Annotated in this window: 26 protein-coding genes and 1 pseudogene; 9 read left to right on the top strand and 18 right to left on the bottom strand. The window is 72.2% G+C overall.

Annotation, left to right across the window (positions count from 1 at the left end; translation table 11 throughout):
• Window positions 1-80: 80 nt before the first annotated feature.
• Window positions 81-980 carry an acetaldehyde dehydrogenase (acetylating) gene (locus AB0F15_RS24045; RefSeq protein ID WP_360274218.1) on the top strand — a complete coding sequence of 300 codons (900 nt, stop codon included), beginning with the start codon at window positions 81-83 and terminating at the stop codon, window positions 978-980.
• Window positions 977-2002: a 4-hydroxy-2-oxovalerate aldolase gene (gene dmpG / locus AB0F15_RS24040; RefSeq protein ID WP_360274215.1), complete on the top strand. Its 1026-nt coding sequence runs from the start codon at window positions 977-979 to the stop codon at window positions 2000-2002. The genes AB0F15_RS24045 and dmpG overlap by 4 nt, the downstream gene beginning before the upstream one ends.
• Window positions 2003-2398: 396 nt before the next feature.
• Here dmpG and pip read toward each other — a convergent pair whose 3' ends face one another.
• Both pip and AB0F15_RS24030 read right to left on the bottom strand, forming a co-directional pair.
• Window positions 2399-3340: a prolyl aminopeptidase gene (pip, locus tag AB0F15_RS24035; protein WP_360274212.1), complete on the bottom strand. Its 942-nt coding sequence runs from the start codon at window positions 3338-3340 to the stop codon at window positions 2399-2401.
• 47 nt (window positions 3341-3387) lie between these two features.
• A pseudogene (locus AB0F15_RS24030) lies at window positions 3388-4901 on the bottom strand (FAD-dependent monooxygenase).
• A 65-nt stretch (window positions 4902-4966) separates the two neighbouring features.
• Between AB0F15_RS24030 and AB0F15_RS24025 the strand changes: the two are divergent.
• Together AB0F15_RS24025 and AB0F15_RS24020 are read left to right on the top strand one after the other, a co-directional pair.
• Entirely contained in the window at window positions 4967-5602 is a 636-nt protein-coding gene (locus tag AB0F15_RS24025) for a TetR family transcriptional regulator (protein WP_360274209.1), read from the top strand.
• Window positions 5603-5686: 84 nt separating this feature from the next.
• Window positions 5687-6289 carry a LysE family transporter gene (locus AB0F15_RS24020; protein ID WP_360274206.1) on the top strand — a complete coding sequence of 201 codons (603 nt, stop codon included), beginning with the start codon at window positions 5687-5689 and terminating at the stop codon, window positions 6287-6289.
• Between the two features lie 206 nt (window positions 6290-6495).
• On the opposite strand, the gene AB0F15_RS24015 is transcribed toward AB0F15_RS24020, so the two are convergent.
• From AB0F15_RS24015 to AB0F15_RS23990, 6 genes are read right to left on the bottom strand one after another with little or no spacing between them, the layout of a single operon-like run.
• The gene (locus tag AB0F15_RS24015; RefSeq protein ID WP_360274204.1) at window positions 6496-6873 is read right to left on the bottom strand and encodes a hypothetical protein; all 378 of its coding nucleotides are present in this window, start codon (window positions 6871-6873) and stop codon (window positions 6496-6498) included.
• The gene (locus AB0F15_RS24010) at window positions 6870-7583 is read right to left on the bottom strand and encodes a 2OG-Fe(II) oxygenase (protein WP_360274202.1); all 714 of its coding nucleotides are present in this window, start codon (window positions 7581-7583) and stop codon (window positions 6870-6872) included. Before AB0F15_RS24010 ends, AB0F15_RS24015 begins: the two co-directional genes overlap by 4 nt.
• Window positions 7580-8179: a methylated-DNA--[protein]-cysteine S-methyltransferase gene (locus AB0F15_RS24005; protein WP_360274199.1), complete on the bottom strand. Its 600-nt coding sequence runs from the start codon at window positions 8177-8179 to the stop codon at window positions 7580-7582. Before AB0F15_RS24005 ends, AB0F15_RS24010 begins: the two co-directional genes overlap by 4 nt.
• Window positions 8176-8652, bottom strand: a complete 477-nt coding sequence (locus tag AB0F15_RS24000) for a sigma-70 family RNA polymerase sigma factor (protein ID WP_360274196.1) — start codon at window positions 8650-8652, stop codon at window positions 8176-8178. The genes AB0F15_RS24005 and AB0F15_RS24000 overlap by 4 nt, the downstream gene beginning before the upstream one ends.
• Before the next feature lie 35 nt (window positions 8653-8687).
• The gene (locus AB0F15_RS23995) at window positions 8688-9452 is read right to left on the bottom strand and encodes a putative protein N(5)-glutamine methyltransferase (RefSeq protein WP_360274193.1); all 765 of its coding nucleotides are present in this window, start codon (window positions 9450-9452) and stop codon (window positions 8688-8690) included.
• 12 nt (window positions 9453-9464) lie between these two features.
• Window positions 9465-9974 (bottom strand): L,D-transpeptidase, encoded by a 510-nt coding sequence (locus AB0F15_RS23990; protein ID WP_360274191.1) that lies wholly within the window; start codon window positions 9972-9974, stop codon window positions 9465-9467.
• Between the two features lie 133 nt (window positions 9975-10107).
• Here AB0F15_RS23990 and AB0F15_RS23985 point away from each other — a divergent pair, with 133 nt between their 5' ends.
• The 4 genes from AB0F15_RS23985 (at window position 10108) to AB0F15_RS23970 (ending at window position 13304) form a co-directional block, all read left to right on the top strand.
• Window positions 10108-10608: a copper resistance CopC family protein gene (locus tag AB0F15_RS23985; RefSeq protein WP_360274188.1), complete on the top strand. Its 501-nt coding sequence runs from the start codon at window positions 10108-10110 to the stop codon at window positions 10606-10608.
• Between the two features lie 412 nt (window positions 10609-11020).
• A complete protein-coding gene (locus tag AB0F15_RS23980; protein WP_360274185.1) occupies window positions 11021-12229 on the top strand; it encodes a cytochrome P450 in 1209 nt (402 codons plus the stop codon).
• A gap of 32 nt (window positions 12230-12261) precedes the next feature.
• The gene (locus tag AB0F15_RS23975) at window positions 12262-12651 is read left to right on the top strand and encodes a hypothetical protein (protein ID WP_360274182.1); all 390 of its coding nucleotides are present in this window, start codon (window positions 12262-12264) and stop codon (window positions 12649-12651) included.
• A gap of 2 nt (window positions 12652-12653) precedes the next feature.
• Window positions 12654-13304, top strand: coding sequence for a response regulator transcription factor (locus tag AB0F15_RS23970; protein WP_360274179.1), 651 nt, complete (start codon window positions 12654-12656; stop codon window positions 13302-13304).
• 145 nt (window positions 13305-13449) lie between these two features.
• On the opposite strand, the gene AB0F15_RS23965 is transcribed toward AB0F15_RS23970, so the two are convergent.
• The 5 genes from AB0F15_RS23965 to AB0F15_RS23945 all read right to left on the bottom strand — a co-directional run bounded on the left by AB0F15_RS23965 (window position 13450) and on the right by AB0F15_RS23945 (window position 19146).
• On the bottom strand, window positions 13450-14613 hold the full coding sequence (locus AB0F15_RS23965; RefSeq protein WP_360274176.1) for a S8 family serine peptidase: 1164 nt from the start codon (window positions 14611-14613) through the stop codon (window positions 13450-13452).
• 11 nt (window positions 14614-14624) lie between these two features.
• The gene (locus AB0F15_RS23960) at window positions 14625-16766 is read right to left on the bottom strand and encodes a hypothetical protein (RefSeq protein WP_360274173.1); all 2142 of its coding nucleotides are present in this window, start codon (window positions 16764-16766) and stop codon (window positions 14625-14627) included.
• Window positions 16767-16878: 112 nt separating this feature from the next.
• Window positions 16879-17214, bottom strand: a complete 336-nt coding sequence (locus tag AB0F15_RS23955) for a hypothetical protein (protein WP_360274170.1) — start codon at window positions 17212-17214, stop codon at window positions 16879-16881.
• 14 nt (window positions 17215-17228) lie between these two features.
• The gene (locus AB0F15_RS23950) at window positions 17229-18584 is read right to left on the bottom strand and encodes a protein kinase (protein WP_360274168.1); all 1356 of its coding nucleotides are present in this window, start codon (window positions 18582-18584) and stop codon (window positions 17229-17231) included.
• 100 nt (window positions 18585-18684) lie between these two features.
• On the bottom strand, window positions 18685-19146 hold the full coding sequence (locus AB0F15_RS23945) for an HNH endonuclease (protein ID WP_360274165.1): 462 nt from the start codon (window positions 19144-19146) through the stop codon (window positions 18685-18687).
• Window positions 19147-19324: 178 nt separating this feature from the next.
• On the opposite strand from AB0F15_RS23945, the gene htpG reads away from it, so the two are divergent.
• Complete coding sequence (gene htpG, locus AB0F15_RS23940; protein ID WP_360274163.1) at window positions 19325-21229, top strand: molecular chaperone HtpG; 1905 nt, start codon at window positions 19325-19327, stop codon at window positions 21227-21229.
• A gap of 123 nt (window positions 21230-21352) precedes the next feature.
• Here the strand turns inward: htpG and AB0F15_RS23935 are convergent, their stop codons facing one another.
• From AB0F15_RS23935 to AB0F15_RS23915, 5 genes are all read right to left on the bottom strand, one after another.
• Window positions 21353-22786 carry a glycoside hydrolase family 76 protein gene (locus tag AB0F15_RS23935; protein WP_360274160.1) on the bottom strand — a complete coding sequence of 478 codons (1434 nt, stop codon included), beginning with the start codon at window positions 22784-22786 and terminating at the stop codon, window positions 21353-21355.
• A 93-nt stretch (window positions 22787-22879) separates the two neighbouring features.
• On the bottom strand, window positions 22880-23512 hold the full coding sequence (locus tag AB0F15_RS23930) for a cupredoxin family copper-binding protein (protein ID WP_360274157.1): 633 nt from the start codon (window positions 23510-23512) through the stop codon (window positions 22880-22882).
• Entirely contained in the window at window positions 23509-23967 is a 459-nt protein-coding gene (locus tag AB0F15_RS23925; RefSeq protein ID WP_360274154.1) for a hypothetical protein, read from the bottom strand. Before AB0F15_RS23925 ends, AB0F15_RS23930 begins: the two co-directional genes overlap by 4 nt.
• 68 nt (window positions 23968-24035) lie before the next feature.
• Entirely contained in the window at window positions 24036-25031 is a 996-nt protein-coding gene (locus AB0F15_RS23920) for a cupredoxin family copper-binding protein (protein WP_360274152.1), read from the bottom strand.
• Window positions 25032-25059: 28 nt separating this feature from the next.
• Complete coding sequence (locus AB0F15_RS23915; protein ID WP_360274150.1) at window positions 25060-25968, bottom strand: CopD family protein; 909 nt, start codon at window positions 25966-25968, stop codon at window positions 25060-25062.
• Window positions 25969-25971 lie beyond the last annotated feature (3 nt).

The following is a 25971-nucleotide window of genomic DNA, read 5'->3' as shown; positions in this document are numbered from 1 at the left end:
CGTCCGGCGCCGGACCGGGCGTTCCGGTGAACGGAACGCCTGACTGTCGTCAGCCGTGGCCACGGTGCGACGGTCGGGACATGGCTCCCGTGATGGCGGCGATCGTCGGCCCCGGCAACATCGGCACCGATTTGCTGGCGAAGCTGCGACGCAGTGAAGTGATCGAAGTCGGTTACGTGGTCGGCGTGGTCGAGTCCGACGGCCTCGACCGCGCCCGTGCCCAGGGGATCGAGGCGTCCGCGGAAGGCGTCGACTGGCTGCTGCGCCAGGACCCCCTGCCGGACCTGGTGTTCGAGGCGACCTCGGCGAAGGCGCACGTCGCGAACGCGCCCCGCTACGAGGAAGCGGGCATCCAGGCGATCGACCTGACCCCGGCGCACCTGGGCCCGATGGTGTGCCCGCCGGTGAACCTCGGCGCGCACCTCGACGCCCCGAACGTCTCGATGATCACCTGCGGCGGCCAGGCCACCATCCCCATGGTGCACGCCGTTTCCCGGGTGACGACGGTGCCGTACGCGGAGATCGTCGCATCGGTCGCTTCCCGCGGAGCAGGCCCGGGGACGCGGGCGAACATCGACGAGTTCACGCGTACGACGTCGCAGGCGGTGGCCGAGATCGGCGGCGCCGGACGCGGCAAGGCGATCATCATCCTCAACCCGGTCGAGCCGCCGATGATCATGCGGGACACGGTGTTCTGCGCGATTCCCCTCGACGCCGACCGCGAGGCGATCACCGCGTCGATCCACGAGATGGCCGACCAGGTCCGCCAATACGTGCCGGGGTACTCGCTGCGGGCGGAGCCGCAGTTCGACGACGCGCGCGAGGAGTGGGACGGGAACGCGCGGGTCGGGATCTTCCTCGAAGTCCGCGGCAACGGCGACTACCTGCCCGAGTACGCCGGGAACCTGGACATCATGACCGCCGCGGCCGCCCGCGTCGGCGAACTGATGGCGCGCGCGAAGCAGGAGGTGCCGGCATGACCCGCCCAGAACTGAAGCACGACGTCCGGATCGTCGACACGACGCTGCGCGACGGCAGCCACGCGATGGCGCACCGCTTCACCGAACAGCAGGTGCGCGACACCGTGCGCGCGCTCGACCGAGCGGGTGTCGAGGTGATCGAGGTGACCCACGGCGACGGCCTCGGCGGCTCGTCGTTCACCTACGGCTTTTCCGCCGTCGACGAGCTGAAGCTGATCGCGGCGGCGCGGGAAGAGGCGAAGCGGGCGAAGATCGCGGTGCTGCTCGTGCCCGGCATCGGCACGGCGGAGGACCTCCAGCGTGCCTTCGACGCGGGCGCGGAGATGGTGCGGGTGGCGACGCACTGCACCGAAGCCGACGTCTCGCCGCAGCACTTCGGGCTGGCGCGGGAGCTCGGGATGGAAACGGCCGGGTTCCTCATGATGGCGCACCGGACGCCGCCGGAGGACCTGGCGAAGCAGGCCCGGATCATGGTGGACGCCGGCTGCCAGGCAGCGTACGTGACAGACTCGGCGGGCGCGCTGCTGATGCACGAGGCCCGCGCCCGCTTTGAAGCGCTGGTCGCCGAGGTCGGCGACACGGCGTGGGTGGGCTACCACGGGCACCAGAACCTCTCGCTCGGCGTCGCGAACTCCGTCCTGGCCTACGAAGCGGGGGTCCGGTACATCGACGGGTCGCTGTGCGCGCTCGGCGCGGGCGCCGGCAACTCGCCGACGGAGGTACTGGCGGCGGTGTTCGACCGCTTGGAGGTCGACACCGGCCTGGACGTCGGCGCGCTGCTCGACGCGGCCGAGGAGGTCGTCCGCCCGTACCTGCACCGGTGGCCGAAGATGGACCGCAACGCGATCGTCCAGGGCTGGGCCGGGGTGTATTCGAGCTTCCTGCTGCACGCCGAGCGCGCAGCGGAGCGCTACGGCGTCCCGGCGCAGGCGATTCTGCGCCGGTGCGGCGAACTCGCCCTGGTCGGCGGGCAGGAGGACATGATCATCGACGTCGCGGTGCAGCTGGCGGCGCAGGGGTAGGCAACCCCGGCACCGGCGGCCACGAAACCGGCCAGTTCGGCACCGGCGGCCACGACCGCGAAGCCGCCGCCGTTCACGCCGCCGGCATCGCCTGCGAAGGTCACGGCCGCCTGCCCGTTCCTCGACCCGGCGGAACTGCAGGAGCTGCTGGGGACCAGCGAAGACCTGATCGCGACCGAGCAGCCGCCCGACCCGGCTTTCGTGCCGCACACGGAATTCCAGTGCCGCTACGAGGGCAAGTACGTCCACCCCGGGCTGCTCGACCTGTGGATCATCACGGGCAAGCGCATCCACGGCCAGAACCGGCTGGCGGTCGCCTACGTGGTCAAGCACCGCAGCGAGGTCTACACCCGCTTGGCCGTGCTGCTGGGCGAGCGGCTCCAGGCCTGGTCCCGGCTAACGCGCGAACCGGTCCAGGGCGGCGAGCTTCCAGGCGCGTTTGACGTCGCTCCCGCCGTGCCCGGACCGGTCGTCGACGAGGAGTTCGGCGCCCGGCCACGCTGCGGCCAGCTCCCACGCGGTCGTCACGGGGCAGCTGAGGTCGAGCCGGCCGTGGATCAGCACGCCGGGGATGCCCGCCAGGCGTCCGGCGTCGCGGATCACCGCGCCTTCCTCGAGCCAGCCGGCGTGCGCGTAGTAGTGCGTGGTGAGCCGGACGAACGCCAGCAACGCGTCGTCCGGCGGTCCACTGTGGACTGCGGCAGGGGCGCTGCCCGGTTCGAGGGACAGGACCGTCTTTTCCCAGGCGTTCCAGGCGAGGGCGGCGCGGTCCCGCCGGTCCGGATCGTCCATCAGCCGCGCGTAGGCGCCGATGACGTCGTCGTCCCCGGCGCCGTCGCGGAAGCGCTGCCACGCCTCGGGGAAGAAGCGGGCGGCGCCGCGGTACAGCCAGTCGAGCTCGGAGCGGCGGGTCGTGCTGATCGCGCTGACCACGATCTCGGACACCCGGTGCGGGAAGCGTTCGGCGTACACCAGCGCGAGCGTCGTGCCCCACGAGCCGCCCGTCACGAGCCAGCGCTCGATGCCGAGGTGCTCCCGCAGCCGTTCGAGGTCGGCGACGAGGTGGCTCGTGGTGTTGTGCCGCAACGACGTCGCGGGGTCGGCGGCGTGCGGACGGCTCCGGCCGCAGCCGCGCTGGTCCAGCAGCACGACGCGGTACCGGGCCGGGTCGAACATCCGCCGCATGCCCGGCGGGCAGCCCTGGCCGGGGCCGCCGTGCAGCACCACCGCCGGCTTGCCGTCCGGGTTCCCGCAGGTCTCCCAGTACACGTGGTGTCCGTCGCCGACGTCGAGCAGCCCGTGGTCGTAGGGCTCGATCGGCGGGTGCAGTTCGATCACCACCCCATCCTGCCCGGGCGCGCCGGGAACCCGGCGCGCCCACCCCGTCAGGCCGGTTCGCCGAACCACCGCCGCAGCGCCGCTTCGAGGCCGGCCGTCGAACCGTCGTCGCGGGCCCAGGCGATGTGCCCGGCCGGCCGGATCAGCACGCCCGTCGCCGCCGGCTCGCTTTCGCACTTCGCGGTCAGCACGCCGACCCGCTCGGCCCAGCCGCCCGCCGCCTCGCGCAGGCCGGTGTCGTCGGCGAGGTCGAGCAGGAATGCTTTGCCGTTCTGGAGGTGTTCGCCGAGCCGGGTGCCGTCGGCGAACGCGAAGTCGGGCGCGGCGCGGCCGGTGAGGTCGTGCTCGCCTTCGATCGGGTAGCGGTGCAGCACGCCGGAGAGCTTCTTGGCCAGGTACGTCGCGCCGTCGCCGGTGAGGAGCAGGTCGGTGACGACCTGGCGCAGCGCCTTCGTCCGGACATCGCTGCGCATCAACGCGACCTGCGCCCGGGTCCATTCCAGGACCCACTCGCCGATCGGGTGCCGCTCGGTCGTGTAGGTGTCGAGCAGGCCTTCGGGGGCCCAGCCGTGGATGGTCGCGGCCAGCTTCCAGCCGAGGTTGACGGCGTCGCCGATGCCGAGGTTGAGGCCCTGCCCGCCGAAGGGGGAGTGGACGTGCGCCGCGTCCCCGGCCAGCAGCACACGGCCCATCCGGTAGGTGGTCGCCTGGCGCGCGTTGTCGGTGAAACGCGTCGCGCTGTGGACGTTCGTCACCCGGATGTCCGCTCCGGACACCCGGCGGAAGCTGTCTTCGAGTTCCTGGGCGGTGATCGGAGCGTCGCGGTCCGCGGGCGGCCCGTCGAACTCCACGGTGAGCATCCGGCCCGGCATCGGCCCGTGGACGTAAAGCCCGCCGGTGCCGTGCTGCCAGCCGGCGGGCAGCACGTCGGCGCCGGTCAGTTCGGCGAGCGCCTGCCGCCCGGTGATGGCGGGATCGGTCCCGGGGAACTCGAACCCGGCCTGCTTGCGGACGAAGCTGCGGCCGCCGTCGGCCCCGACGAGCCAGCCGGCGCGGACGGGTTCGCCGTCGGAGAGGTGCACCGTCACCCCGCTGTCGTCGGGGTCGAACCCGGTGAGCTCGACGCCGCGCCGGAACTCGACCCCCAGTTCGGCGGCTCGGCCGGCGAGGATGGCCTCGACGGCCTGCTGCTGGATCACGACCACCCGGGCGGCGGGCCCGACGTCGCGGAAGGCGGGGTCGCCGAAGTCCACGCCGGCCGAGGCGACCATGATCCCGGCGAAGTGCCCCACCGGGATGTCCTTCGGGCCGCCCCCGCCACGCGACGCCAGGAACTTCTGGATCTGCTCGAAGTTCTGCTGCACGATTTCGTCCACCGCGGGCAGCAGGCCCCGGCGGTAGAAGGCTTCGGCCGTGGTCAGGTTGACCGCCCCGGCCTTGAGCGTCTGGTCCGGCTCGGCAGCCGTTCGACGACGAGCACGTCCACGCCCGCCAGTCGCAGTTCACAAGCCAGCATCAAGCCGACCGGTCCGCCCCCGGAGATCACCACATCCCTGTTCATGGCTCCGATGATGCCGCGAAACTTTTACCGAGTCAAACTTTTGGCTCGGTCTATACTCCCTGCTCATGGCGGACCCCGGACTGCGCGAGCGGAAAAAGCAGGCCACGCGCCTGCTGATCTCGAACGTGGCCACAGGCCTCTTCGTCCAACGCGGCTTCGAGGAGGTGACGGTGGCGGAGATCGCCGAGGCGGCGGGCGTCTCGAAGATGACCGTGTTCAACTACTTCCCCCGCAAGGAAGACCTCTTCCTGGACCGCCACGCGGAACGGCTGGCCGAGCTGACGTCGGTGGTGCGCTCCCGGCCTGCCGACGTGTCGCCGTGTGCGGCCTTGCGCCGCCACCAGCACGAGCTGCTGTCCTCGGGGCACCCGCTGTCCGGCGCGATCGCCGGGGGCCCGGGCTTCTGGTGGGTGCTGACCTCGAGCCCGGCGCTGATGGCGCGCTGGTACGAGCAGGAGCGCGAGATCGCGGACGCCTTCGCCGCGGTGCTGACTGAGGAGACGGGCGACGCGTTCCGGTCCCGCGTGGTGGCGGGCCTGTTGACCACGGCGATCACGACGGTCTTCGCCCACGCGATGGGCCGGATCGTGGCCGGCGAAGACGCGGAGCTGGTCCGGCGCGAGCAGGCGGCCATCGTCGACCAGGCCTTCGACTTGGTGGAACACGGGGTGCGTCAGTTTCCCGCCGACAGGACGGACTGATCGGGGGAGCGTCATCAGACTGGCTAATGCTACTTAAGAAACTTTAGCTGGAGTAATGGTGCGCGGCGGTCCTACCGTGAGCTGGTGCTGCCACTCCTGCTGGCCGGGTTCGGTACCGGCCTGTCCCTGATCATCGCGATCGGCTCCCAGAACGCGTTCCTGCTGCAGCAGGGCCTGCGCGGCGGTGCGGTGGCCCCGCTCGTCGTCATCTGTGCCGTGTCGGACCTCGTGCTGATCGGGCTCGGCGTCAGCGGGATCGGCGCCGTGCTGGAGCAGTGGCCGACCGCGATCGGCGTGATCGCCGTCGGCGGCGGGCTGTTCCTGCTCGGCTACGGCGCACTGGCGGCGCGGCGGGCGTTCCGCCCATCGGTCATGACCGTCGGCGACGAACGCACGCCGCTGCGCAAGGCGGTGCTCGCCTGCGTCGCCTTCACATGGCTCAACCCGCACGTGTACCTCGACACCGTCCTGCTGCTCGGCTCGGTCGCGGTAGCCCACGGCGACGGGCGCTGGCTGTTCGGCCTCGGGGCCGGGATCGGCAGCGCCGTCTGGTTCAGCGCACTGGGCTTCGGGGCGCGCCGGCTGGCCGGGGTGTTCGCGAAGCCGATGGCGTGGCGCGTGCTGGACATCGTGATCGCCGTGACGATGACCGGGCTCGGTGCGACCATGCTGGTGAGCCACCTGTGACTCGCCGGCTTGCCGTATGAGGCCGTCCTTGCTGACGACGCCTTTGCCGTCCCTGCCGATGGCGCGGCGGCACGCGACCAGCTGCTCAGCGGGCTGGGGCTGGGGCTGGCCGCCACCCCGACCTCGTGCGGCCGCCCGCCGACCGCCCGCATCGGCACGTCGAACGCCGGCGGCCCGGTCGAGGGAAACCACCAAGGCGTGGTTCCTCAGCTCGACCAGGTAGTGCCGTCCGCACGGGCGCCGCGCAAGCCCGGGAGGGGGAAGCCGGCCAACGCCGACGTCACTATCGTCCTGTGTGGACTCCACGACGTCGACAGCAGCAGCCGCCGCGTCATCCCGGCCCAGCCGGCCGAGGTGGCGCTGACGACCCAGACGTCCGGCTCCGGCGCCGCGAAACGCCGGGCCTGGCGCAGCCACGACGCGGCCGTCTCCGGCCACGTCACCGTCGCCAGCACCAAGCCGCCCCACGCCGCGGCGATCCGCTCGCCACCCGCTCGTGACGCCGGGTCCGCCGCCGTGCCGAGCACGATGTGCCGGGCCTGCCCGAGGAGCCGGGTCAACGCCTCCACCTCGGCGGAAGTCATGCCGCGTCGTGGAACACGAGGCCGAGGGTGTGGCGGCGGCCCGAGCGGACCACCGAAACGCCGTGGCGCACCGGGGCCGCCGACCACCCGCGGGCCGAGCGGACCGGCCGGTCGCGGGTGGTGAACACCAGGCCGTGGCCCTGCGGGATGAGCGTCGCGGTGCCGCGGGACTGGGCGCGTGGCCGCTGCTCCACCAGGAGGAACTCGCCGCCGGTGTGGTCGGTCCCCGGGGCGTTGAGGTTGATGACGACCTGCAGCGGGAACACCTTGTCGCCGTAGAGGTCCCGGTGCAGCGCGTTCCAGCCGCCGGGCTCGTAGCGCAGCAGGATCGGCGTGGGCCGCCGCTGGCCCGCGGCGTGGCAGACCGCCAGCCACTCGTCCAACGTGGACGGCCAGTCCGCCTCGCGGCCCAGCCGGGCGGACCAGTCCCGCGCGATCGGCAGCAGCCTCGGGTAGAGCGCCTGCCGCAGCCGCTGCACCGGTTCCGGGAACGGCGAAGCGAAGTAGTGGTAGTCGCCGTTGTCCCCGAAGCGGTGCCGTCGCAGGTTCACCGTCGCCCGGAAGTGCGACGGCTCGTCCCACAGCGCGACCAGCCGCGCGCACTCCGCCGGGGTGAGCAGCTGCGGCAGGAGCGCGCAGCCGTAGTCGTCGACCTCGGCGGCCACCGCGTCCCAGCCGGCCCCGGCGACGCGCTCTTCGAACGTGGTCATGCCGCTTCCATCGTCAACAGGACGCGCTTGGCTTCTTCGCCGCCGGCGTACTGGCCGTACGACCCGTCGGAGCGGACGACCCGGTGGCACGGCACCACCACCGGCAGCGGGTTGAGCGCGCACGCGGTGCCGACCGCGCGGACCGCCTTCGGGCTGCCTGCGGCCGCCGCGACCTGCGCGTAGCTTTCGGTGTGGCCGTAGGCGATCGCGGGCAGGTGGTCCAGCACCGCCCGGCGGAACCCCCGGGCCAGCCGGAAGTCCAGCGGAACGTCGAAGGTGTGCCGCTCGCCGCCGAAGTACTCGTCGAGCTGACGGAGCACCGGCTCGAGGCGGGACCGGGCGCGCAGGATCCGCGGGCTGATCGCCGCGGCCAGCTCGGCCAGGACCGCGTCGTGATCCTGACGGTCGAAAGCCACCTTCACCAGGCCCTGCTCGGTCGCCGCCAGCAGCAGCGACCCGACCGGGGTGTCGGCGGTGCAGTAGGCGACGTCCAGCAGTCCCCGGCGGGCAGCGTCCTCGACGAGCCGCTCGTGCAGGGGGTGCGGGTCGGGCAGGCGCAGCTCCAGCGCCGACGAGAAGAACGAGGAGTCCGTCATGAGTGAGCTCCTTCCAAGGGGTAGCAGGCGCGCAGTGCCTTGACGCCGTCGGCGGCCGCCCGGCGCGCGGCGTCGGCGGTGCCCCCGGTGATCTCGGCGATTTCGCGGTACGGCAGTCCGGCCACGTAGTGGTAGGCGACGGCGAGGCGTTGCTTGTCCGGCAATCTCGCCAGCGCGTCCCAGAGGTCGCCGTTCCAGGCTTCCGTGCGGCCGGGCCGGTCCGGGACTTCGCCGACCGGGACCGGGCGGCGAGCCTGGGCGCGCGTGACATCGATGGCTTTGCGGTGCGCGATCGTGACGAGCCACGCCTGGACGTTCGCGTCCGATGGTAGCTCCGGGTACGCCTTCAACGCCGCCAGGAAGGTCTCCGACCAGGCGTCTTCGGCGTCGGCGGGGCCGAGCACGGCCCGGCAGACCCGCAGGACCATCGGCCCGTGCTCGGCCACGATCTGCTCGAACGGTTTCACGATCACATCTGGTAGACGTCCGGGGTCGCCGAAACGTGAGATCACGTCCGCGCGGTACCGGTCACCACGGTCGCGCCCCGCTCGTCGTCCTCGTGCACGCGGGGCCGCAACCCTGCCGCCGCAAGGATTTCGGCGAGCACCGGCCCCTGCCGTTCGCTCGATTCGATCAGCAGGGTCCCGCCCGGGGCGAGCCAGCGCGGCGCGCTCGCGGCGACACGGCGGGCGAGGTCGAGACCGTCCGCGCCGCCGTCGAGCGCCACCAGCGGTTCGTGCAGCCGGGCCTCCGGCGGCATCGTCGCGACGGCGTCCGAAGGGACGTAGGGCACGTTGGCCAGCAGGACGTCGACCCGGCCACGCAGGGACGCCGGCAGCGCGCCGTAGAGATCGCCCTGGTGGACGTGGGCGTCCGGGAGGTTCAGCCGGGCGCACTCGACGGCGGCCGGTTCGACGTCGGCGGCGTGCAGTTCACGCGGGACGAGCGCCGCGGCGAACGCGGCACCCAGCGCCCCGGAGCCGCAGCACAGGTCGAGCACCACCGGATCCGGCGGGGCGAGCGCAACGGCCACGTCGACCAGGAATCCGGTGCGGTGCCGCGGCACGAACACCCCGGGCCGCACGGTGATCCGCAGGCCGTGGAACTCCGCCCAGCCGAGCAGGTGCTCCAGCGGCAGCCCGGCGACCCGGCGCTCGACCAGCACGTCGAGGTCCGCGGGCGTCGTGGCGGCCGCGACGAGGAGCTCGGCCTCGTCCTCGGCGAACACGCAACCCGCGGCACGCAGCCTGGAAACGACAGTGAAAGTGTCCACCAGCGCGGCAGCCTACAAGACCTGCACCGCATCGCCGACGTTCAGCCCGTCGAAGAACGCCGCCGAATCGCCGTCGGTCAGGTGGACGCAGCCGTGCGACGGCGCGTCGAGCGGTCCCGCGTGGAAGGCGATGCCGCCGGCGGCGAAGAACACCGAGTTCGGCATGTCGGTGCCGTACACGCTGCTGCGGTGCTCGCGGTCCTTCCACACGACGTGGAACGACCCCGCGGGCGTCGCCTGGTCGGGCGGCCCGAACCCGGCCGGGACCGGCCCGCGCACCACCCGGCCGTCGCGCAGCAGCCAGGCCAGCCGCTGCGTCAGGCTCACACAGGCCCCGGTCGCGACGGCGCACGGCGGCGCGGGCGGCGGCGGGGTCGTGGTGGACGTAGGTGTCGCCGAGGCGGTGGTCCGGCTCAGCGGTGCCGGCTCCGCGATCGGGCTCGGCGTCGTGGTGCGCGGCACCGAGCAAGCCGCCGTGACCAGCATCAGCCCCAGCAGGGTCGCCACCCCGGTCCTGCGCATCCGTCGTCCCCTCGCCGAAGTGTCGTGCCGGAGATCAGTACGGGTGAACGGTCCCGGAGGTTGAGCCGGCTACGGCGGGGGTTACCCGGGGCGGGCGGCGTCGAACCTCGACGGGATGGGGCAGGATGTCCGGATGATCCACCGTCGTGCGTTCGGAGCAGTGCTCGCTGCCTTCACCGGGCTCGTCGTGCTCGCCGGGCCCGCCTCCGCCCACACCGAGCTCGAGGCCAGCTCACCCGCGGAGGGCGCTTCGCTCGCGACGGCGCCGACGCAGGTCGAGCTCACCTTCGGCGAACCCGTCACGCTGCCGCCGGACCCGGTCAAGGTCACCGGCCGCGACGGCACCGCCTGGAAGATCGGTGCCCCGGCGGTGGCCGGCGGCGTCGTGACCGTCCCGGTGACGTCGTCCGGTCCCGCCCAGGCCTACACGCTGACCTGGCAGGTGGTCGCGAAGGACGGGGACAACGTCACCGGCACCGTGCACTTCACGCTCACCGCTCCCGGTCCGGCGGCGGCCCCCACCCTCGATTCCGTCGGTATCCCGACCTGGATCTGGGTGCTGGTCTCGATCGCCGGCCTGCTCGCGGTGATCGTCGTCGGCCTGCGGCGGCTCCGGGGCCTGCCGAAGGACTAGTTGTGCTGACCATGGGGGTTGGGGACGCGGCTGGCGGGTGGTTTGCCGTTGAGTGCGGTTTCCGTCCGCCTCCCCGTACAGAACAATCAGTCCTCCGCCAAGGTCGATCGCCGAGACCTTCGGTCCACTTTGGACAAGTGGCCCGGCCTGCCGATCGCCGGCGACGTCCGGGGGCGCCACCAGGCGTGCGGTGCGGGGGTGTGGCCTCCGGCCCCCGCGATCCACGATACCGGGGCACACCGACAGTTCCGGCCCTGCGGGCGGCGGCGCTGGCCCGATCGGGCGGGGAACCCGCGGTTCCCGCCCGGCGGCGGGGTTCCTGAGTACCGTGGATCGCGGGGGGACCGGGAGCGGCCGGTGACCGGCCCGTCCGCGTCCGCGCCGATCGGCCGCGCACCCGGGAGGAGACCCGATGACCGCCACCACGGATACCCCGCGCCTGCCGTTCGAGCGGCCGAACGTCCTGGAGATCGCTCCGCTCTTCGCGGTGCTGCGCCGCCGGGGCCCGGTCGTGCCGGTGACCACGCCGACCGGGGACCCGGCCTGGCTGGTCACCGGGTTCGAGCAGGTCCGGGCGGTGTTCACCGATCCGCGGTTCGGCCGCTCGCACCCGGCGCCGGAGGAGGCGTCGACGCTGTCGGACGCGGCGATCCTCAGCCGTCCGCAGGGCGACCACGAGACCGAGCACGCCGGGCACGCGCGGATGCGGCGGCTGCTCGTGCCCGCGTTCTCCGCCAACCGGATCCGCCGGCTCGCCGGCCACATCCAGGAGCTCGCCGACGGCTGCTTCGACGCGATGGAGCGGGCCCGGGCCGCGGGCGGGCCGGTCGACCTGCACGAACACCTGTCGTTCCCGCTGCCGGTGCTGGTGATCTGCGAGCTGCTCGGTGTCCCGTACGCAGACCGTGACACGTTCCGGGTGTTGTCGGACCGGATGGGCCGGACGGACATCGGAGGCGGCGCGGAGGCGGCGCTCGACGAGTTCGCCGCCTCCATGAGCCGGCTCGCGGCGGCCAAGCGGCGCGAGCCCGGCCAGGACGTCGTCTCGGACCTGGTCCGCGCGCAGGCCGACGATCCGGAGTTCGGCGACGACGACCTCGCCCGGCTCGCCGCCGGCCTGCTGTTCGCCGGCCACGAGACGACGTCCAACCGGATCGACCTCGGCGTGCTGTACCTGCTCACCGACCTCGCCCGCCGGGACGCGCTGGCCGCCGACCCCGAAGGCAAGGTGCACGGCGTGGTCGAGGAGGTCCTGCGGCTGGCCGCTCCCAGCGGTCTCGGCGTCCTGCGGTACGCCCACGACGACGTCGAGCTCGGCGGCGTGACGATCGCCCGTGGTGACGCGGTCGTGCTCGCGCTCGCGGCCGCGAACCGGGACGCGTCCGTGTTCCCCGCCGCGGAGGCGTTCGACCCGGACCGCAAGCCGAACTCGCACGTCGCCTTCGCGTACGGCGGCTGGTTCTGCATCGGCGCCAGCCTGGCGCGCACCGAGCTGCGCGTGGTGTTCGGGTCGTTGTTCCGGCGGTTCCCGGGGTTGCGCCTGGCCGTCGGCGTGGATGAACTCGAGGTCCGGACCAACCGTGTCACCGGGGGAGTGGACCGCGTGCCGGTCCTCTGGTAGACCATCGGCGGCCGCGAGTGGAGGAAAAAGACGTGACGCTGTGGGACAAGCTCGGAATGGACGACAAGCTCATCAAGGTGCTGCAGGAGATCCCGACGGGTCCCGACGCCGAGGAGTTCGGCCGGGCCTACGTCACGATCCACCAGCTGGCCGTCGAGCTGGACCAGCGGTTCCCCGAGGTGCGCGCCCAGCTCGACGTGCCGCTGGGCGGCGGCGCGACCCGGCACGCGGGGCTGGTCGAGCTGCTCGGCAAGGAGCTGGTGGAGAAGATCAAGCGCTACGGCGACGTCTACCCGATCGAAGCCGCGCAGCTGTCGTCGGTGCGGTTCCGTGAGCTGCGGCTGCGCGGTCCCGGCGGCCGGGACCTGGTCGGCGCGTCGAAGAAGGACCTGCCGTTGATCCGCCTCCGGCCGAAGGACTGAGGGTGCTCGCCCCGCCGGTCCGGGTCATGGTGGCCGAGCGCGACCCGGCGGTGCGAGCCCGCCTGAGCACGATCCTCGACGAGGCCGACGGCATCGAGCTGGTCGGCGCGGCCCCCGACGCGACGGCGGCCCGGGTCACGCTGCGCCGCCGCCTGCCGGATGTGCTGCTGCTGGACCTGCGCCTGAACTGGCCGGACGCGCTGACCCGCCGCCCGGCGGTGGTGGCGCTGGCGACGTTCGACTCGGACGCGGCCATCCTCCGGGCGCTGCGCGACGGCGCGGCGGGGTTCGTGCTGCGGTCGGCCCGGCGGCGTGACGTGACCAAGGTGGTCCGGCTGGCGGCCGACGGCCACGTGGTGCTGTCCCCGGACGCCTCCCGCCGCTGGGTATCGGCGGCGACCCGGCTGTCGGGCCCCCGCGACGAGCGGCTGGCGCGGATCGACCGGTTGACGGCCCGGGAGACCGAGGTGCTCACGGCCGTGGGCGCGGCGCAGACGAACGCGGAGATCGGCGAGCGGCTCGGGTTGCCGGAGCCGGTGGTGCGCGACTGCGTGGCGAGAGTGGTCCGGAAACTCGGCTGCGCGCACCGGACGGAGGCGGGGTTGCTGGCCTACGAGCGAGGGCTGTGCCGACCGGGAGACGGCGGGCGCTGAAGTGGCCGGTGCTGGTGCAGGGCTCGGCCGGGCTGGTTGCGCAGCCTCGGGGGCGCCCTTCGGTCGGAAGCGCCCACTCGCTGCGCAGTGCCCGGCGCAGCCGTTCCGCCGGAGACCGGCGGAACGGCTGTCGTGAGCCGTGCGGTCAGAAGCCCGTCAGGCCGTTCGGCACCCCGAGACCCGTCGGGGCGTCATAACCCGGGGCCGCCACGCACAGGTAGTCGCCGCCGCACTTCTTGCCTGCTCCGGCTCGGTCGTTGTTGCCCGTCGTCACGTCGGTGAACGAGCTCGCCTTGGCGTACAGGCCGGCCGGTTGGGTGGCTCCCGCCTGCCCGGAGCGGGCGATCAGGCCCGCGACGAACGGCGCCGAGGCGCTCGTGCCCGACACCGGGAGCCAGCCGCCCGCGTCCGCGTAGTGGACAGCGAGGTCTTCGGCCGCCGCCGAGATGTCCGCGACCGTGCGCTTGCCGCAGTGGGTGTCCTGCTGCCACTTCGGTTTCGCGATGTACGCCGAGCAACCGCTGCCGCTGCCCTGCCACACCGACTCCGCCCAGCCCCGCGGGGAGTCCGGGTCACGCGCCAGCGACGTCCCGCCGACCGCGATCGTCGAGGCCAGCACCGCCGGATAGCTCGCCGCCGTGAAGCCGGCGTCGCCGGACGACGCCACCGTCGTCACCCCCGGGTGCTGGTAGTGGCTCCCGAACGCCAGCGGTGCCCCGCCTTCCCGGGCGCCGTAGCTGTTCGAGACCACCTTCGCGCCCAGCCGGACCGCGGTGTCCTCCGTTTCGGCGAGGTCGGCGAACCCGGGCGAGTTGCCCTCCACGACGAGGATCCGGCACGACGGGCACGCCGCCGACACCATCGAAACGTCCAATGTGGATTCCAGGGCCCAGCCGAAGCTGGCCGATGGCAAGGGCGCCGTCGCACCCTGCTGGTTCACCTTCCGGAAGCAGCCGTTCTCCGTGGTGCACGGCGGCAGGCCGTACTGCGCCCGGTAGCCGGCGAGGTCGGCCTCCAGGTTCGGGGCGTCGTAGGCGATCGAGATGCCGACGACGGTGTCCGGGCCCGCCTCGGCAGGCAGCCGGTAGGCCGACGCCAGGTCGTCGGCACCCCAGCCGACCGGACCGTCGGCCAGGGTGCGCGGTGCGCCCGGCGAGTAGGTGGTCAGACAGCGCAGCAGTCCCGGCCCCGCATCGGGGCACGCCGCGCGGGCCACCGGTGCGGCGGACACGGCGGGGGCGAACGCGCCTGCCGCGGCCACCGCCGCGCCCGCGGCGAGCAGCGCGCGGATCATCCTTCTGTTCCCCATGGACAGTCCTTTCAGGACAGGTAGACGTGGTAGGCGGCGGTGATCGTCTCGGTGATCGTCGCCCCGGCGGCGTCGGACGCCGTGACGCGCAGCGAGACGTCCGTGCCGCGGAACGCCTCCGTGGTCGCGGTGAAGTCCGCGTGGAAGACACCGTCACCGCGCGGGCTCACCGTCGCGTCCTGCCAGGTCGTGCCGTCGGTCGAGAACTGGACCGTCGCGGCCGCCACCGGGGAAGCGGCGCTCTGCTGCAGGTGCCCGACCGCGAGGTCCAGGCTCTGCGGACCGGATAGGGTGGACCCGTCCGGCCGGAGCCCGCCGACGGTGTACCCCACCGTGAGCAGGGGTTCGACCGCACACGCCCGGTCGGGACCGTCGTCCCCGCGCGCGCAGTACAGCGCCGGCGGGAGTGTCGCGCCTTCGACGTGCCGGGATTTCCACGTCCACTCCGTGTGGCTCGCGGTGCTCTGGTGGTACATCGGCCCGGTGCGGCCCGCGTCGACCGTCAGCCCGAGCGTCGAGGGCCCGGAGCCGACTTCCTGCTCGAGGTCGACGGTGGTGGAACCGTTCCACGGGGTGCCCTCGGCCACGATCGTGCCGTCCTGGGTGAGCCGGTAGTGCCCGGTGATGGTGTCGCGCTGCTCGCCGTAGTAGCCGAAGCCGGTGTGGCCGGGCTGGTTGTCGCTGAACGGCGTGAGCGCGAACCGCAGCAGGTCACCGGCCCGGGTCGCGCCCGGCCGGGTGTAGCTGCTGCCGTCGGACAGCGGCAGCAACGCCACCGCTCCCACCGGGTGCAGCGGGAAGCGGTTCCAGTCCTCGGTGACCGACGAGCCGCCCTGGTAGCGGTGCATCGCCTCGTACTGGCCGCCGGCCCAGCCGGGGAACGAGCCCGGGCCGGGGAGCACGTACTTCGAGATCCCGCCGAACCAGTTCAGGTCGGGTGCGGCCGAGACGTACTCGGTCTGCTTCCGGGGCAGCTCGATCAGGTGCGACGAGCGGCCGCCGACGTCCTCGAAGGCGAACATGCCGCTGCGCTGCCGCCGCCCGACCGTGGCGTATTCGCTGAAGTAGGTGGCGTCCACGGTGGCGACGTCTTTCGCTGTGATCACGTATCGCTGCTGCGGAATCGTGCCGATGGCCGCCTTCTGCAGGGTGTATTCGTACGGCGTGCCCAGCCCCGGCGGGGACACGAGCCTGCTGTACGGATAGGTCTGCAACGCCCCGGTGCGCACCGGAACGGCCGTCGGCGACACCGAAATCGGCACCCCCGGCCCGGCGTCGAAGTCGACCACCAGCGCCGGCCCCGTCTTCGCGGCCCGGCGGAACAGGAACCCCGTGTCGTCGAGCAACGCCGGTCGCGGGGTCACCCAGGTCAGCTTGCTGTTCGCGCGTTTCGCGTCGACGCGGACCGTCGTGTCCGCCTTCACCGCGAACTCGGGCTGCGCGCTGAACCGCATCTCGGTCGGGTTGCCGTCGGCGTCGGCCGTCCAGAAGACCCCGTAGGCGCTGTAGTTCCCGTCCGGCACGCTGAACTTGGCCGTGCCGCCGGAAAAGTAGTTGAAGGTCTCGTCCGAAGCGAGGATGTTCCCGTCGTCGGTGTTGTAGAGGAACGCCATGCCGGTGTCGGCCGGCTTCCCGCCGATGTCGGTGGCGTCGACCGACACCGTCCGCATCACCGACCGTGGCTGGACGGCCGCGCGTTTCGGCGCCCCGGCGAGCGTGAAGCTCGCGCCGCCGGCGAACAGCCCTTCCCCGCCGAAGTGGCCGCGGGCACTGTCTTCTTTGAACTGCTTCGCCAGTGCGGCGCCGAAGGTCTTGGTGTCGACGGGCGCCTTCGCGCCGGCCAGCAGCGCCTTGACGTCGAACAGGCTCAGGTCGAGCCCGCGGCCGAGGTAGGGAAGCGCGGTACCGGGGACTTCGTAGTCGCGGCCGCCGAGCCGCAGGTGCGCCAAGGCTCGCGCCATGCCCTTTTCGGCGGCCGGCTGGACCTCGAAGGTGTCACGGCCGCCCGGAGCGGTCCGGACGGTGACGCGGTCACCGGTGATGAGCGTGGCGGTCGAGGACGGGACCGCGGCGACCGCGGCCGGTGGGGCGAGCCCGGCCAGCCCCGCCGGACCGGCGAGCAGGACCCCGAGGACGGACAAAGTTCTTCGCACTGGCGCCTCCGTGTGGTTGTTGATCACCACTACCGACGGGCCGGTCGCCCGGATCGTTGAGACCGGTTCCCGATCTCCCGTGAATTGGGCTGATCGGACCAACGACGGAGGGCTACTTCTTCCTCGCCTCGGCGAGGGCTTCCAGGAACTCCGCCACCTTCGCGCGTTTCGGGTATTCGTAGCGGAACACGTTGCCGGGCAGTTTGTCGGCGCCGAGCGGCACGTTCGCGACGATCTCGGTGGGCGCCCCCGGGGCCTCGAACACGATCTCGCCGTGCTTCCGCCAGGTGGCCGCCGTGTGCCGGACGTCGGTGAGCTTCGCGGCCGGGAACCGGTGCTTGGCGTCGTCGGGGACGATTCCCAAGCTCTTCGTCGCGATGCTGAGCGTCACGGTCCGGCCGTCGAAGCGGATCGATCGGCGCCTGGCCCTGATGTGGTGGGCGACCACGGTGCCTCCCGGGTTCAGAGCGTCCGGCAGGTGACGGCCGGACGAGCGTCGGCACTTCCGTTCTGCGTCAGGGCGATCAGGCCGAACGTCGTCGTCGCGTCCGCGTCGAGCTTCGCGTTCCAGGCGGCGTTTTCGACCGTCACCGTGGAACCATCGACGCTGAAGGTGCCGTTCCACAAGCCGCTGATGCGGTGACCGGCGGGCAACGTCCAGCGGACGCTCCAGCCGGACAGGCCCGCGGCCCGGTCGTTGCGCACCGTCACCTGCACCTGGTAGCCGCCGGGCCAGGAGTTCGTCACTTCGTAACGGGCGGCGCAGCCCAGATCGGCGTGCGTCGTGGGCGGCGGGGACGGCGAACCCGGGGGAGCGGACGAAACCGGGGCCGCGACGGTGGCCGGGTGGTCCGGGACGAGCACCGTGCCGATCACCACGCCGAGCGCCAGCAGCACCGCGCCGGCGGCGGCCGCGAGGACGAGCCGGCGCCGGGGACGGCGGACGCGCAGCAACCGGGTCCCGGCGCGGGGCCGGGGGCGGGGCGGCGGCAGCGGACGGCCGCCGGTGACCGCTTCGAACAGCTCCTGGACCTCCGCCATCGCCGGGCGCGCTTCGGGGTCCCGCTGCAGCATGCGGGTGAGCACTTCGGCGAGCGGCCCGCGGTGGCGCGGCGGGACGATCTCTTCCTTCGCGACGCGCAAGAGCAGGGCGATCGCGTTGTCGTCCTGGCCGAACGGGGGAGTGCCCTCCAGCGCGCGGTAGAGCGTCGCGCCGAGGGAAAAGACATCGGCCGGGTAGCCGGCTTCCCGGCCGCCGGCGACTTCCGGCGCCAGGTAGGCCGGTGTCCCCGCGATGAATCCGCCGCCGGTCACCGCGCCTTCGCCGGTGGCCCGGGAGATGCCGAAGTCGGCGATCTTGGCGACGCCGGACTCCCCGAGCAGGACGTTGCCGGGGGTGACGTCGCGGTGCACGACGCCTTCGGCGTGCGCGGCGGCGAGCGCCGACGCGACCTGGGCGCCGATGCGCGCCACGTCCCCGGCGGGCAGGGTCTCCCGGTCGAGGAGCACCTCCGCCAGGCTGCGCGACGGCAGGTACTCCATCACCAGGTAGGGCTCGCCCGCCTCCTCGACGACGTCGTGCACCGTGATCGCGTGCGGGTGCCGCAGCCGCGCGGTCAGCCGCGCTTCGCGCAGGGCGCGCAGGGCCGCCTGGTCACTCGCGGCCTGCCCGATGGCCGCGTCGTAGTCCAGCTGCTTGACCGCGACGACTCGGTCGAGCCGCTCGTCGCGGGCGCGCCAGACGACGCCCATCGCTCCCTGGCCGATCCGCTCGGCCAGCCGGTAGCGCCCGGCGATCAGCTGTCCTGCGTCGGTCACGGCGACCTCCCCGGCCTTCCCCGGAACACACGGATGGGGGCGGCGATCGGTTCGAGCTTAACGACCTGTCCGCCGGCGTGCCGACGGACAGGTCGAGCGCTCACGCACCCGGCCGGTGGAGCTGGTCCCACGTCGGCACGTACGGCGTGAAGCGCAGCTTCATCCCGGCCTCGCCCGGCAGCTTGTCCGCCTTGCGGGCGTTGCAGCTGCGCGCCGTGCCCCCGCACGCGGCGACGGTGTTGAGCCAGCCGGTCCGGGCGCCGCCGCGGCTCAGCGGCGTCACGTGGTCGATCGTGGTCGCGCGCTGCCCGCAGTAGGCGCAGCGGTACCCGTCACGGACCAGCACGCCGCGCCGGGACCAGCGCGGCGGCTCCGTATATCGCCACTTCATGACGACGTACCGCAGCAACCGCACGATCTTCGGGCGCGGGAACAGCCCGTACGCGAGACCGTCCTCGGCTTCGTGGATCTCGGCGACGTGCCGCACCAGCATGCGGATCGCGTGCGGGACGGAAACGGTCTGCAGCGGCTCGTAGCCCGCGTTGAGGACGAGTACCTTCACAGGACACCTCTTTTCGATGGGGGAAACCGCCCGGCGGGCGGCCTTTTGCCTGGTCCGGATCATCGTCGCCGAGCGGTGTGACCTGCGTCAATCGCGTTTCGCCACAGCGGATGCGCTGCCGGAGAACCGCCGGATAGGATCGTCCTGCCTCGGCTTTGACATGCGGAAAGGAATGGAAGTGACTGCCCCGATCGAGACGCTGGAGTTCCAGTCGGAAGCGCGTCAGCTGCTCCAGCTGATGATCCATTCGATCTATTCGAACAAGGACACGTTCCTGCGGGAACTCGTGTCCAACGCCTCCGACGCCCTCGACAAGCTGCGGCTGGAGTCGTACCGCGACAAGGATCTCGAGGCGGACACCGCCGACCTGCACATCGCGATCGAGACGGACCCGGCCGCGCGGACCCTGACGGTGCGGGACAACGGCATCGGCATGACCCGCGAGGAGGTCGTCGCCCTGATCGGGACGATCGCCAAGTCCGGCACCGCGGACTTCCTGACCAAGCTGAAGGAGGCGAAGGACGCGGCGGCGTCGCAGGACCTGATCGGGCAGTTCGGAGTCGGGTTCTACGCGAGCTTCATGGTCGCGGACAAGGTCACCCTCGTGACGCGCCGCGCGGGGACCACCGAGGGTGTCCGCTGGGAGTCGGCCGGCGAAGGCACGTACACGATCCAGCCGGTCGAAGACGCGCCCCAGGGCACCGCGGTCACCCTGCACCTCAAGCCCGAGGACGCCGAGGACCACCTCTACGACTACACGTCCCCGGCGAAGATCCGGGAGATCGTGAAGCGGTACTCCGACTTCATCACCTGGCCCATCCGGATGGCCGGCGAAGCCGCCGAGGGCGAAGAGCCGAAGGCCGAGACCGTCAACTCGATGAAGGCGCTGTGGGCGCGGTCGTCGAGCGAGGTCACCGAGGACGAGTACCACGAGTTCTACAAGCACGTCAGCCACGACTGGCAGGACCCGCTGGAGACGATCCGGCTGCAGGCCGAGGGGACGTTCGAGTACCAGGCGCTGCTGTTCCTGCCGTCCCACGCGCCGATGGACCTTTTCCTGCGGGAGCGCAAGCGCGGCGTGCAGCTCTACGTCAAGCGCGTCTTCATCATGGACGACTGCGAGTCGCTCGTTCCCGAGTACCTGCGGTTCGTCAAGGGTGTCGTCGACGCGCAGGACCTCTCGCTCAACGTGTCCCGGGAGATCCTGCAGCAGGACCGGCAGATCCAGCTGATCCGCCGTCGCCTGGTGAAGAAGGTCCTCTCGACGGTCAAGACGATGATGACCGCCGACGCCGAGAAGTACGCGACGTTCTGGCGCGAGTTCGGCCGGGCGGTGAAGGAGGGTCTGCTCGACGACTTCGAGAACCGCGAAGCCATCCTCGAGATCTCGTCGTTCGGCTCGACGCACGACACCGAAAAGCCGACGTCGCTGCGCGAGTACGTCGAGCGGATGAAGGACGGCCAGCAGCACATCTACTACATGACCGGCGAATCGCGCTCGGCGATCGAGAACTCGCCGCACATGGAGGCGTTCCGCGCCAAGGGCTACGAGGTGCTGGTGCTGACCGACCCGATCGACGAGATGTGGGTCGACGCGGTGCCGGGCTTCGACGGCAAGCAGTTCCAGTCGATCGCCAAGGGCCAGGTCGACCTCGAGTCGGACGAGGACAAGAAGGCCACCGAGGTCGCCCGCGAACAGCAGAACAAGGACTTCGAGAGCCTGCTGGCGTGGATGGGGACGGCGCTGGGCGACACCGTCAAGGAGGTCCGTCTGTCCTCGCGGCTGACGACGTCGCCGGCCTGCATCGTCGGGGACACGCACGACCTGACCCCGACGCTGGAGAAGATGTACCGCGCGATGGGGCAGGAGCTGCCGCCGATCAAGCGCATCCTGGAGCTCAACCCGGAGCACGCGCTGGTGACGGGGCTGCGCGAGGCGCACGCTTCTCGCCCGGAAGACGCGGGCCTGGCCGAGACGGCCGAGCTGCTGTACGGCATGGCGCTGCTGGCGGAGGGCGGCGAACTGGCCGACCCGTCGCGGTTCATCAAGCTGCTGGCCGGCCGGCTGGAGAAGACGCTCTGACACGTGACTGAGCCCGTAACTCGCGTGACTGAGCCCGTAACTCGCGTGATTGAAGCCGGAACTCGCCGGTTCCGGCTTCAATCACGCGGGATCCGGCTCTGATCACGCGAGATCCGGGTTCTGTCACGGCGCCGCGTTCATCAGGTCCAGGGCGCTCTGCTGCCGCGCCGCGTCGGGCTGGTCGAACGGGCCGGCCCACAGCAAGCCGTAGGCGTCTGCGGCGTTCCGGTCGTTCGCGTACGCCGAGTTCGCCTGGCGCTGCAGGTAGCCCGTGTACGGGTGGTCCGGCAAGGCCGTGTTCAGCACGGCCAGGTCCCGGACGTAGACGCCCTTGAACGTCGGGCCGTCCGGGCCGCCGCCCCCGGCCGCTTCACCGGGGTCGCGGAGGATGCCGCCCGGGTTCAGCGACGCGTTCGTCGTCGACGCGGTGGCCATCGCGCGGGCCTTCGTGAGCAAGCCCGCGTCGCCGGTGGCGCGGTACAGCTCGGTCAGGGCGGCCAGGGGCACGCCCTGGTTGTACGTCCAGACCGGCTGGCCGTTGTTGGCGCACGTCGACACGTTCAGGCCGTCGTTGACCAGGTTCGCACCGTTGATCACGCCACTGCCCGAGAACCACGTCCAGCCGGCGCGGGCGCGCGCCAGGTACGCCGTGTCACCCGGGATGCGGTTGTGCAGGGCCGCGTTCAGCTGGACGTACAGCGAGTTGGGGATGGCGTTCTTGGTCGTGCGGCTGGTGTTCCACCAGACCCCGCCGCCGCAGACGCCGTCCCAGTAGGCGTACATGTGCTCGGCGTCGGCGCGGGCGGTGCTCAGGTAGCGGCTGTCGCCCGTGAGGTCGTACGCGTCCACCCACGCCAGGCCCCACCACGCGGTGTCGTCCAGGTAGTCGTTGCGGAAGCTGCCGCCCTGGGCCGAGAGGTTCTTCGTGTACGTCGTGTCGATCGCGTAGCGGTAGCTGCCCATGCCGCTGATCCGGGCGTTGTCGATGATCGCGGTGAGCGCGTTGGCCGAGTTCCACCAGCCGGTCGTGTCGAAGAGGCCGGTGCCGAGGTTGTAGCGCTCCATCAGCGCGGTGGCGGCCGCGGTGCGGCGGTCCCAGGCGTTCCACGTCGTCCGGGCCCAGCCGGTGCAGGCGATGGTCCCCGACCCCGCCGGCTGCCCGCACGCGCGGAGCAGGCCGACGCCCTTGTTCGCCCAGTCGTCGGCGTTGTACATCAGGGTCCGCCAGCCGGTCGCCCCGGACGGCGTCGCCGTGTCGCCGAGCTTGCTGCCCGACGCCCACGTCCGCCCCGCGTCGAACGAGCGGTCCAGCCAGACGTGGTCGCCGGCCGCGCCGCCGGCGATCGCCGCCCAGCCCAGGTCGTCGCCGTCGTCGAGGTGCAGGGAGATCCGGCGCGACCCGGCGCTCGCCGAGCCTCCCGCGCGGTCGCCGGGGGCCAGCGCCGGATCCCGGCCGTCACAGTACTTGCCGCAGATCACGGCGGCGGCCGGCACCGCGGCCGGAGTGGCCGGGGTGGCCGCCATGACCAGGGTCAGCAAGGGAACGAGGAAGTTCATCGGCCACCTTCCGCGCTGAAGGGCGATGCTTCCATTGTGGGGCGCCGATACTATTGGTCCAGTCCTTTAGGGGGACAGGTTCCGGACAGGAATTCACGCCCTTCGCGAGCTCAGCAGGAGCAGGCACAGCACCGCGATCCCGGTGACGAGCCCGGCGACGAGCAGCATCGGGTCGAGCGTCGCCGGCGTCGCCGCGCTCGCCTGCTGGACCGCGGGCTGCTGCTCGGCTCCGGGAACCGCCGGCGCGGCCGCAGCGGCGGACGTGGTCGCCGCGGGGGACGTGGTGGCCACGGGAGCAGGCGCCGCGGCGGACGCGGAGGCGGCGGACGTTGCCCGGGACGGCGTGCTCTTGGGGGCCGTGGTCGCCGGCTTCGGCGGGGCCGCCGTCGTCGGCGCGGGCAGCACCGTCACGGAGGCTCGCATGTCGGGGTGCACCGAGCAGTAGTACTGGTAGGTGCCGGGTTGCCGGAACGTGTAGCTCCAGCTCTGCCCGGCCGACAGCTGCGGGCTGCGGAACGCGACCGGCGCGCTCGTGGTGACGACGTCGTGCGGCGCCTCGTCGTGCTGCATCCACGTGACCGTGTCGCCGACCCGCACGGTCAGCGCGGCGGGGGAGAAGGCGTAGCCCTGCATCATGACCTGCTGCGTCGCCGCGGCGGCCGGTCCCGCGAGCGGGACGTTCAGGAACAGCAGCAGCCCGGCGACGGCCAGGGCGGCGCGCCTCATCGGACGAACTCGATCGCGATCTCGACGCGCAGGCGCCGCCGGGCGAGCAGCCGCACCAGCCGGCTCGCGTGCCGGGATTTCCGGCGGGCCGGGAGCACGACCCCGGCCGCCCAGACGACGACACCGTGCTCGTCCCGGTGCCGGACGTCGCCGCGCAGGCGCACGGTGCGCCCGGCGACGCTGCCCTCGGCCACGAAGGGGTCCTCGGCGACTTCGCCGGCGGTGAAGGTCAGTTCCTCGCCGCGGAACGCGCGGTGGAGGAACGGGATCCCCGTCCGCAGCGAGCCGGGGTCGAGGGTGACCGTGAGCTCCGAGCCGGGCGTCCAGTGCCCGCCGGTCGCGGTGAGCCTGCCGAGGATCAGCGGCGGCCGCGGGGAAAGCTCGATGACGCAGCGGTCGCGGCGCAGGGTGTAGCCGGTCCCGGGCGGGGCGGGCAGGACGGCGGTGTCGGTCATGGGGATGGCCTCCGGGAAGGAGCGGGTGGCCCGGCCGGGAGCCGGGCCACCCGCGGGACGGGCGAGGGTCAGCAGCTCGCCTGGTTCAGCAACGGCGTGAGCACGTTTTCGAGCCACACCGTGTGCGTCTTGATGTACTGGTCGAGGTTCAGCAGGTCGGTCACCTGCTGGCCCAGCGACGTCTCCAGGTGCGCACTCTTGATGTGCGCGATGATCGGGGCGAGCGTGTCGGTGACGACCTGGCTCGCCGAGCCGTCGAACGCCGGGGCGAGCACGGTTTCCAGCCACACCGTGTGGGTCTTGATGTACTGGTCCAGGTTGAGGATGTCCTGCACCTGCTGACCCGGTGAGGTCTCCAGGTGCGCGCTCTTGATGTGGTCGAGGATCGGCTGCAGGACCGCCTTCGGGACGCAGGAGCCGCCGCCGGCGGGGGTGGACGGCATCGGCATCGAGTGGCTCGGCGCCGAGGTCGGCGCGGACGTCGGCGCCGAGGTCGGCGCCGAGGTCGGGGCCGAAGTCGGCGCCGTCGTCGGTGCCGTCCCGGTGACGGTGACCGTGGCCTTCATGTCCGGGTGGATCGAGCAGTAGTACGAGTACTTGCCCGCCAGGGTGAAGGTGTGGCTGAACGTCTGGCCGGTCTGCAGGTTCGGCGAAGTGAACTTCTCCGGCCCGTCGGTGATCACGATGTTGTGCGGCGCGGTGTCGTGGTTGGTCCACGTCACCGTGTCCCCGACGTTGATCGTGAGATCGGCCGGGGAGAACTTGTAGCCCATCGCTTCGACGGACTTCGCCGACGGTGCCGCGGCGGGCGCCGCTGCGCCGCCGGCCTGCTCCTGCGCGAGTCCCTGGTACAGCGGGACCGCGAGCGGACCCTGTTGGGCCAGTGCGGCGAGGTCGACGTTCGCGGCCTGGCTCGGGGCGGCCTGCTCGGTCTGCCCGCCGCGAAGCGTGGCGAGGCTGAACAAGGCCATCGCCAGTGCGACGATCGCCACGGCGATCGGCCAGTTCCGCCGTCGCCGCACCACCTCCGGCTGGTCCGGGGCGGCGGGGGTGGGGTTGTCCATCGAGGGACTCCTTTCGGGTACTGCGCGATCAACGACCGGGGCTGGCCGTGACGAGGAAGCTCGCCGCGAGGAGGACCACGAGCACGAGCGTGGTCTCGGCGGCGACGGAATAGACGAACGGGCGGACGGTGCCGGCGTCCCCGCGCAGGACGACGGCGAAGTCGAGGCGCCGGCCCACCCAGCTGCGGCTGGCCTGGGCAGCCAGCAGGACGACGGCGAGGACGGCCAGCTTGATCAGCAGGGTTTGTCCGTAGGCCGTGCTGAACACGCGGCCGAAGCTGCCGATGGTCTGCCACGCGAGCACCGTGCCCGCGGCGACCACCACGGCGACCGACGTCATCGCCAGCTTCGAGTACCGGGGGATCACCGTGGCGAGCTCGCCGGGATCACGGCGGGCCAGGACGCCGAACAGCAGCACGGCCAGGCCGCCGATCCACGCGGAGGCCCCCGCCAGGTGCGCGAAGTCCGCGATCTGCGTCAGCCACGGCCGGGTGCTCTCGACCGCGTGGCCGGTGAGGCCGGTCGTGCGGAGCAGCCCGAGCAGGATCGCGCCGGCCCCGACGCGCCAGGGCAACGCGGTCGCGGCGGCGCGGCCGCGTTGCAGCAGCCAGGCCAGCACGACGCCGCCGAGCAGCCACAGGAGTGCCCTGGCGAACCAGATCCGCCCGAACTGGCTGTCCAGCGCCTGGCTGAGCAGGTCCCAGGCCAGGAAGTCGCCGGCCGGGCGTTGCGCGGCCCACGCCGCCTGCAGGCCCAGTCCCGCGAGCGTGCCGAGCAGGCCGAGGACCCAGCCGGTCACCAGCACCGACCGGGCGCCGCGGTGACCGGCACCCGCGGGCCAGAGCACGGCCAGGAACAGCAGGCCGCCCGCGAACAGGGTCAGGCCGGCGTAGTCGACACTGCGCGCGATCACGTACCACGACTTGACGGGTTCCACGGC

It is taken from the genome of Amycolatopsis sp. NPDC026612, assembly GCF_040638285.1.
Taxonomy (GTDB): domain Bacteria; phylum Actinomycetota; class Actinomycetes; order Mycobacteriales; family Pseudonocardiaceae; genus Amycolatopsis.
Note: the sequence above shows the minus strand (reverse complement) of the source record. Positions and strands in the feature narration are given on the sequence as shown.

Coding starts and splice junctions, on each gene's coding strand:
- AB0F15_RS24045 (WP_360274218.1), top strand. CDS start 81: ATGGCTCCCGTGATGGCGGCGATCGTCGGCCCCGGCAACATCGGCACC.
- dmpG (WP_360274215.1), top strand. CDS start 977: ATGACCCGCCCAGAACTGAAGCACGACGTCCGGATCGTCGACACGACG.
- AB0F15_RS24025 (WP_360274209.1), top strand. CDS start 4,967: ATGGCGGACCCCGGACTGCGCGAGCGGAAAAAGCAGGCCACGCGCCTG.
- AB0F15_RS24015 (WP_360274204.1), bottom strand. CDS start 6,873: ATGACTTCCGCCGAGGTGGAGGCGTTGACCCGGCTCCTCGGGCAGGCC.
- AB0F15_RS24010 (WP_360274202.1), bottom strand. CDS start 7,583: ATGACCACGTTCGAAGAGCGCGTCGCCGGGGCCGGCTGGGACGCGGTG.
- AB0F15_RS24005 (WP_360274199.1), bottom strand. CDS start 8,179: ATGACGGACTCCTCGTTCTTCTCGTCGGCGCTGGAGCTGCGCCTGCCC.
- AB0F15_RS23990 (WP_360274191.1), bottom strand. CDS start 9,974: ATGCGCAGGACCGGGGTGGCGACCCTGCTGGGGCTGATGCTGGTCACG.
- AB0F15_RS23985 (WP_360274188.1), top strand. CDS start 10,108: ATGATCCACCGTCGTGCGTTCGGAGCAGTGCTCGCTGCCTTCACCGGG.
- AB0F15_RS23980 (WP_360274185.1), top strand. CDS start 11,021: ATGACCGCCACCACGGATACCCCGCGCCTGCCGTTCGAGCGGCCGAAC.
- AB0F15_RS23965 (WP_360274176.1), bottom strand. CDS start 14,613: ATGGGGAACAGAAGGATGATCCGCGCGCTGCTCGCCGCGGGCGCGGCG.
- AB0F15_RS23935 (WP_360274160.1), bottom strand. CDS start 22,786: ATGAACTTCCTCGTTCCCTTGCTGACCCTGGTCATGGCGGCCACCCCG.
- AB0F15_RS23930 (WP_360274157.1), bottom strand. CDS start 23,512: ATGAGGCGCGCCGCCCTGGCCGTCGCCGGGCTGCTGCTGTTCCTGAAC.
- AB0F15_RS23925 (WP_360274154.1), bottom strand. CDS start 23,967: ATGACCGACACCGCCGTCCTGCCCGCCCCGCCCGGGACCGGCTACACC.
- AB0F15_RS23920 (WP_360274152.1), bottom strand. CDS start 25,031: ATGGACAACCCCACCCCCGCCGCCCCGGACCAGCCGGAGGTGGTGCGG.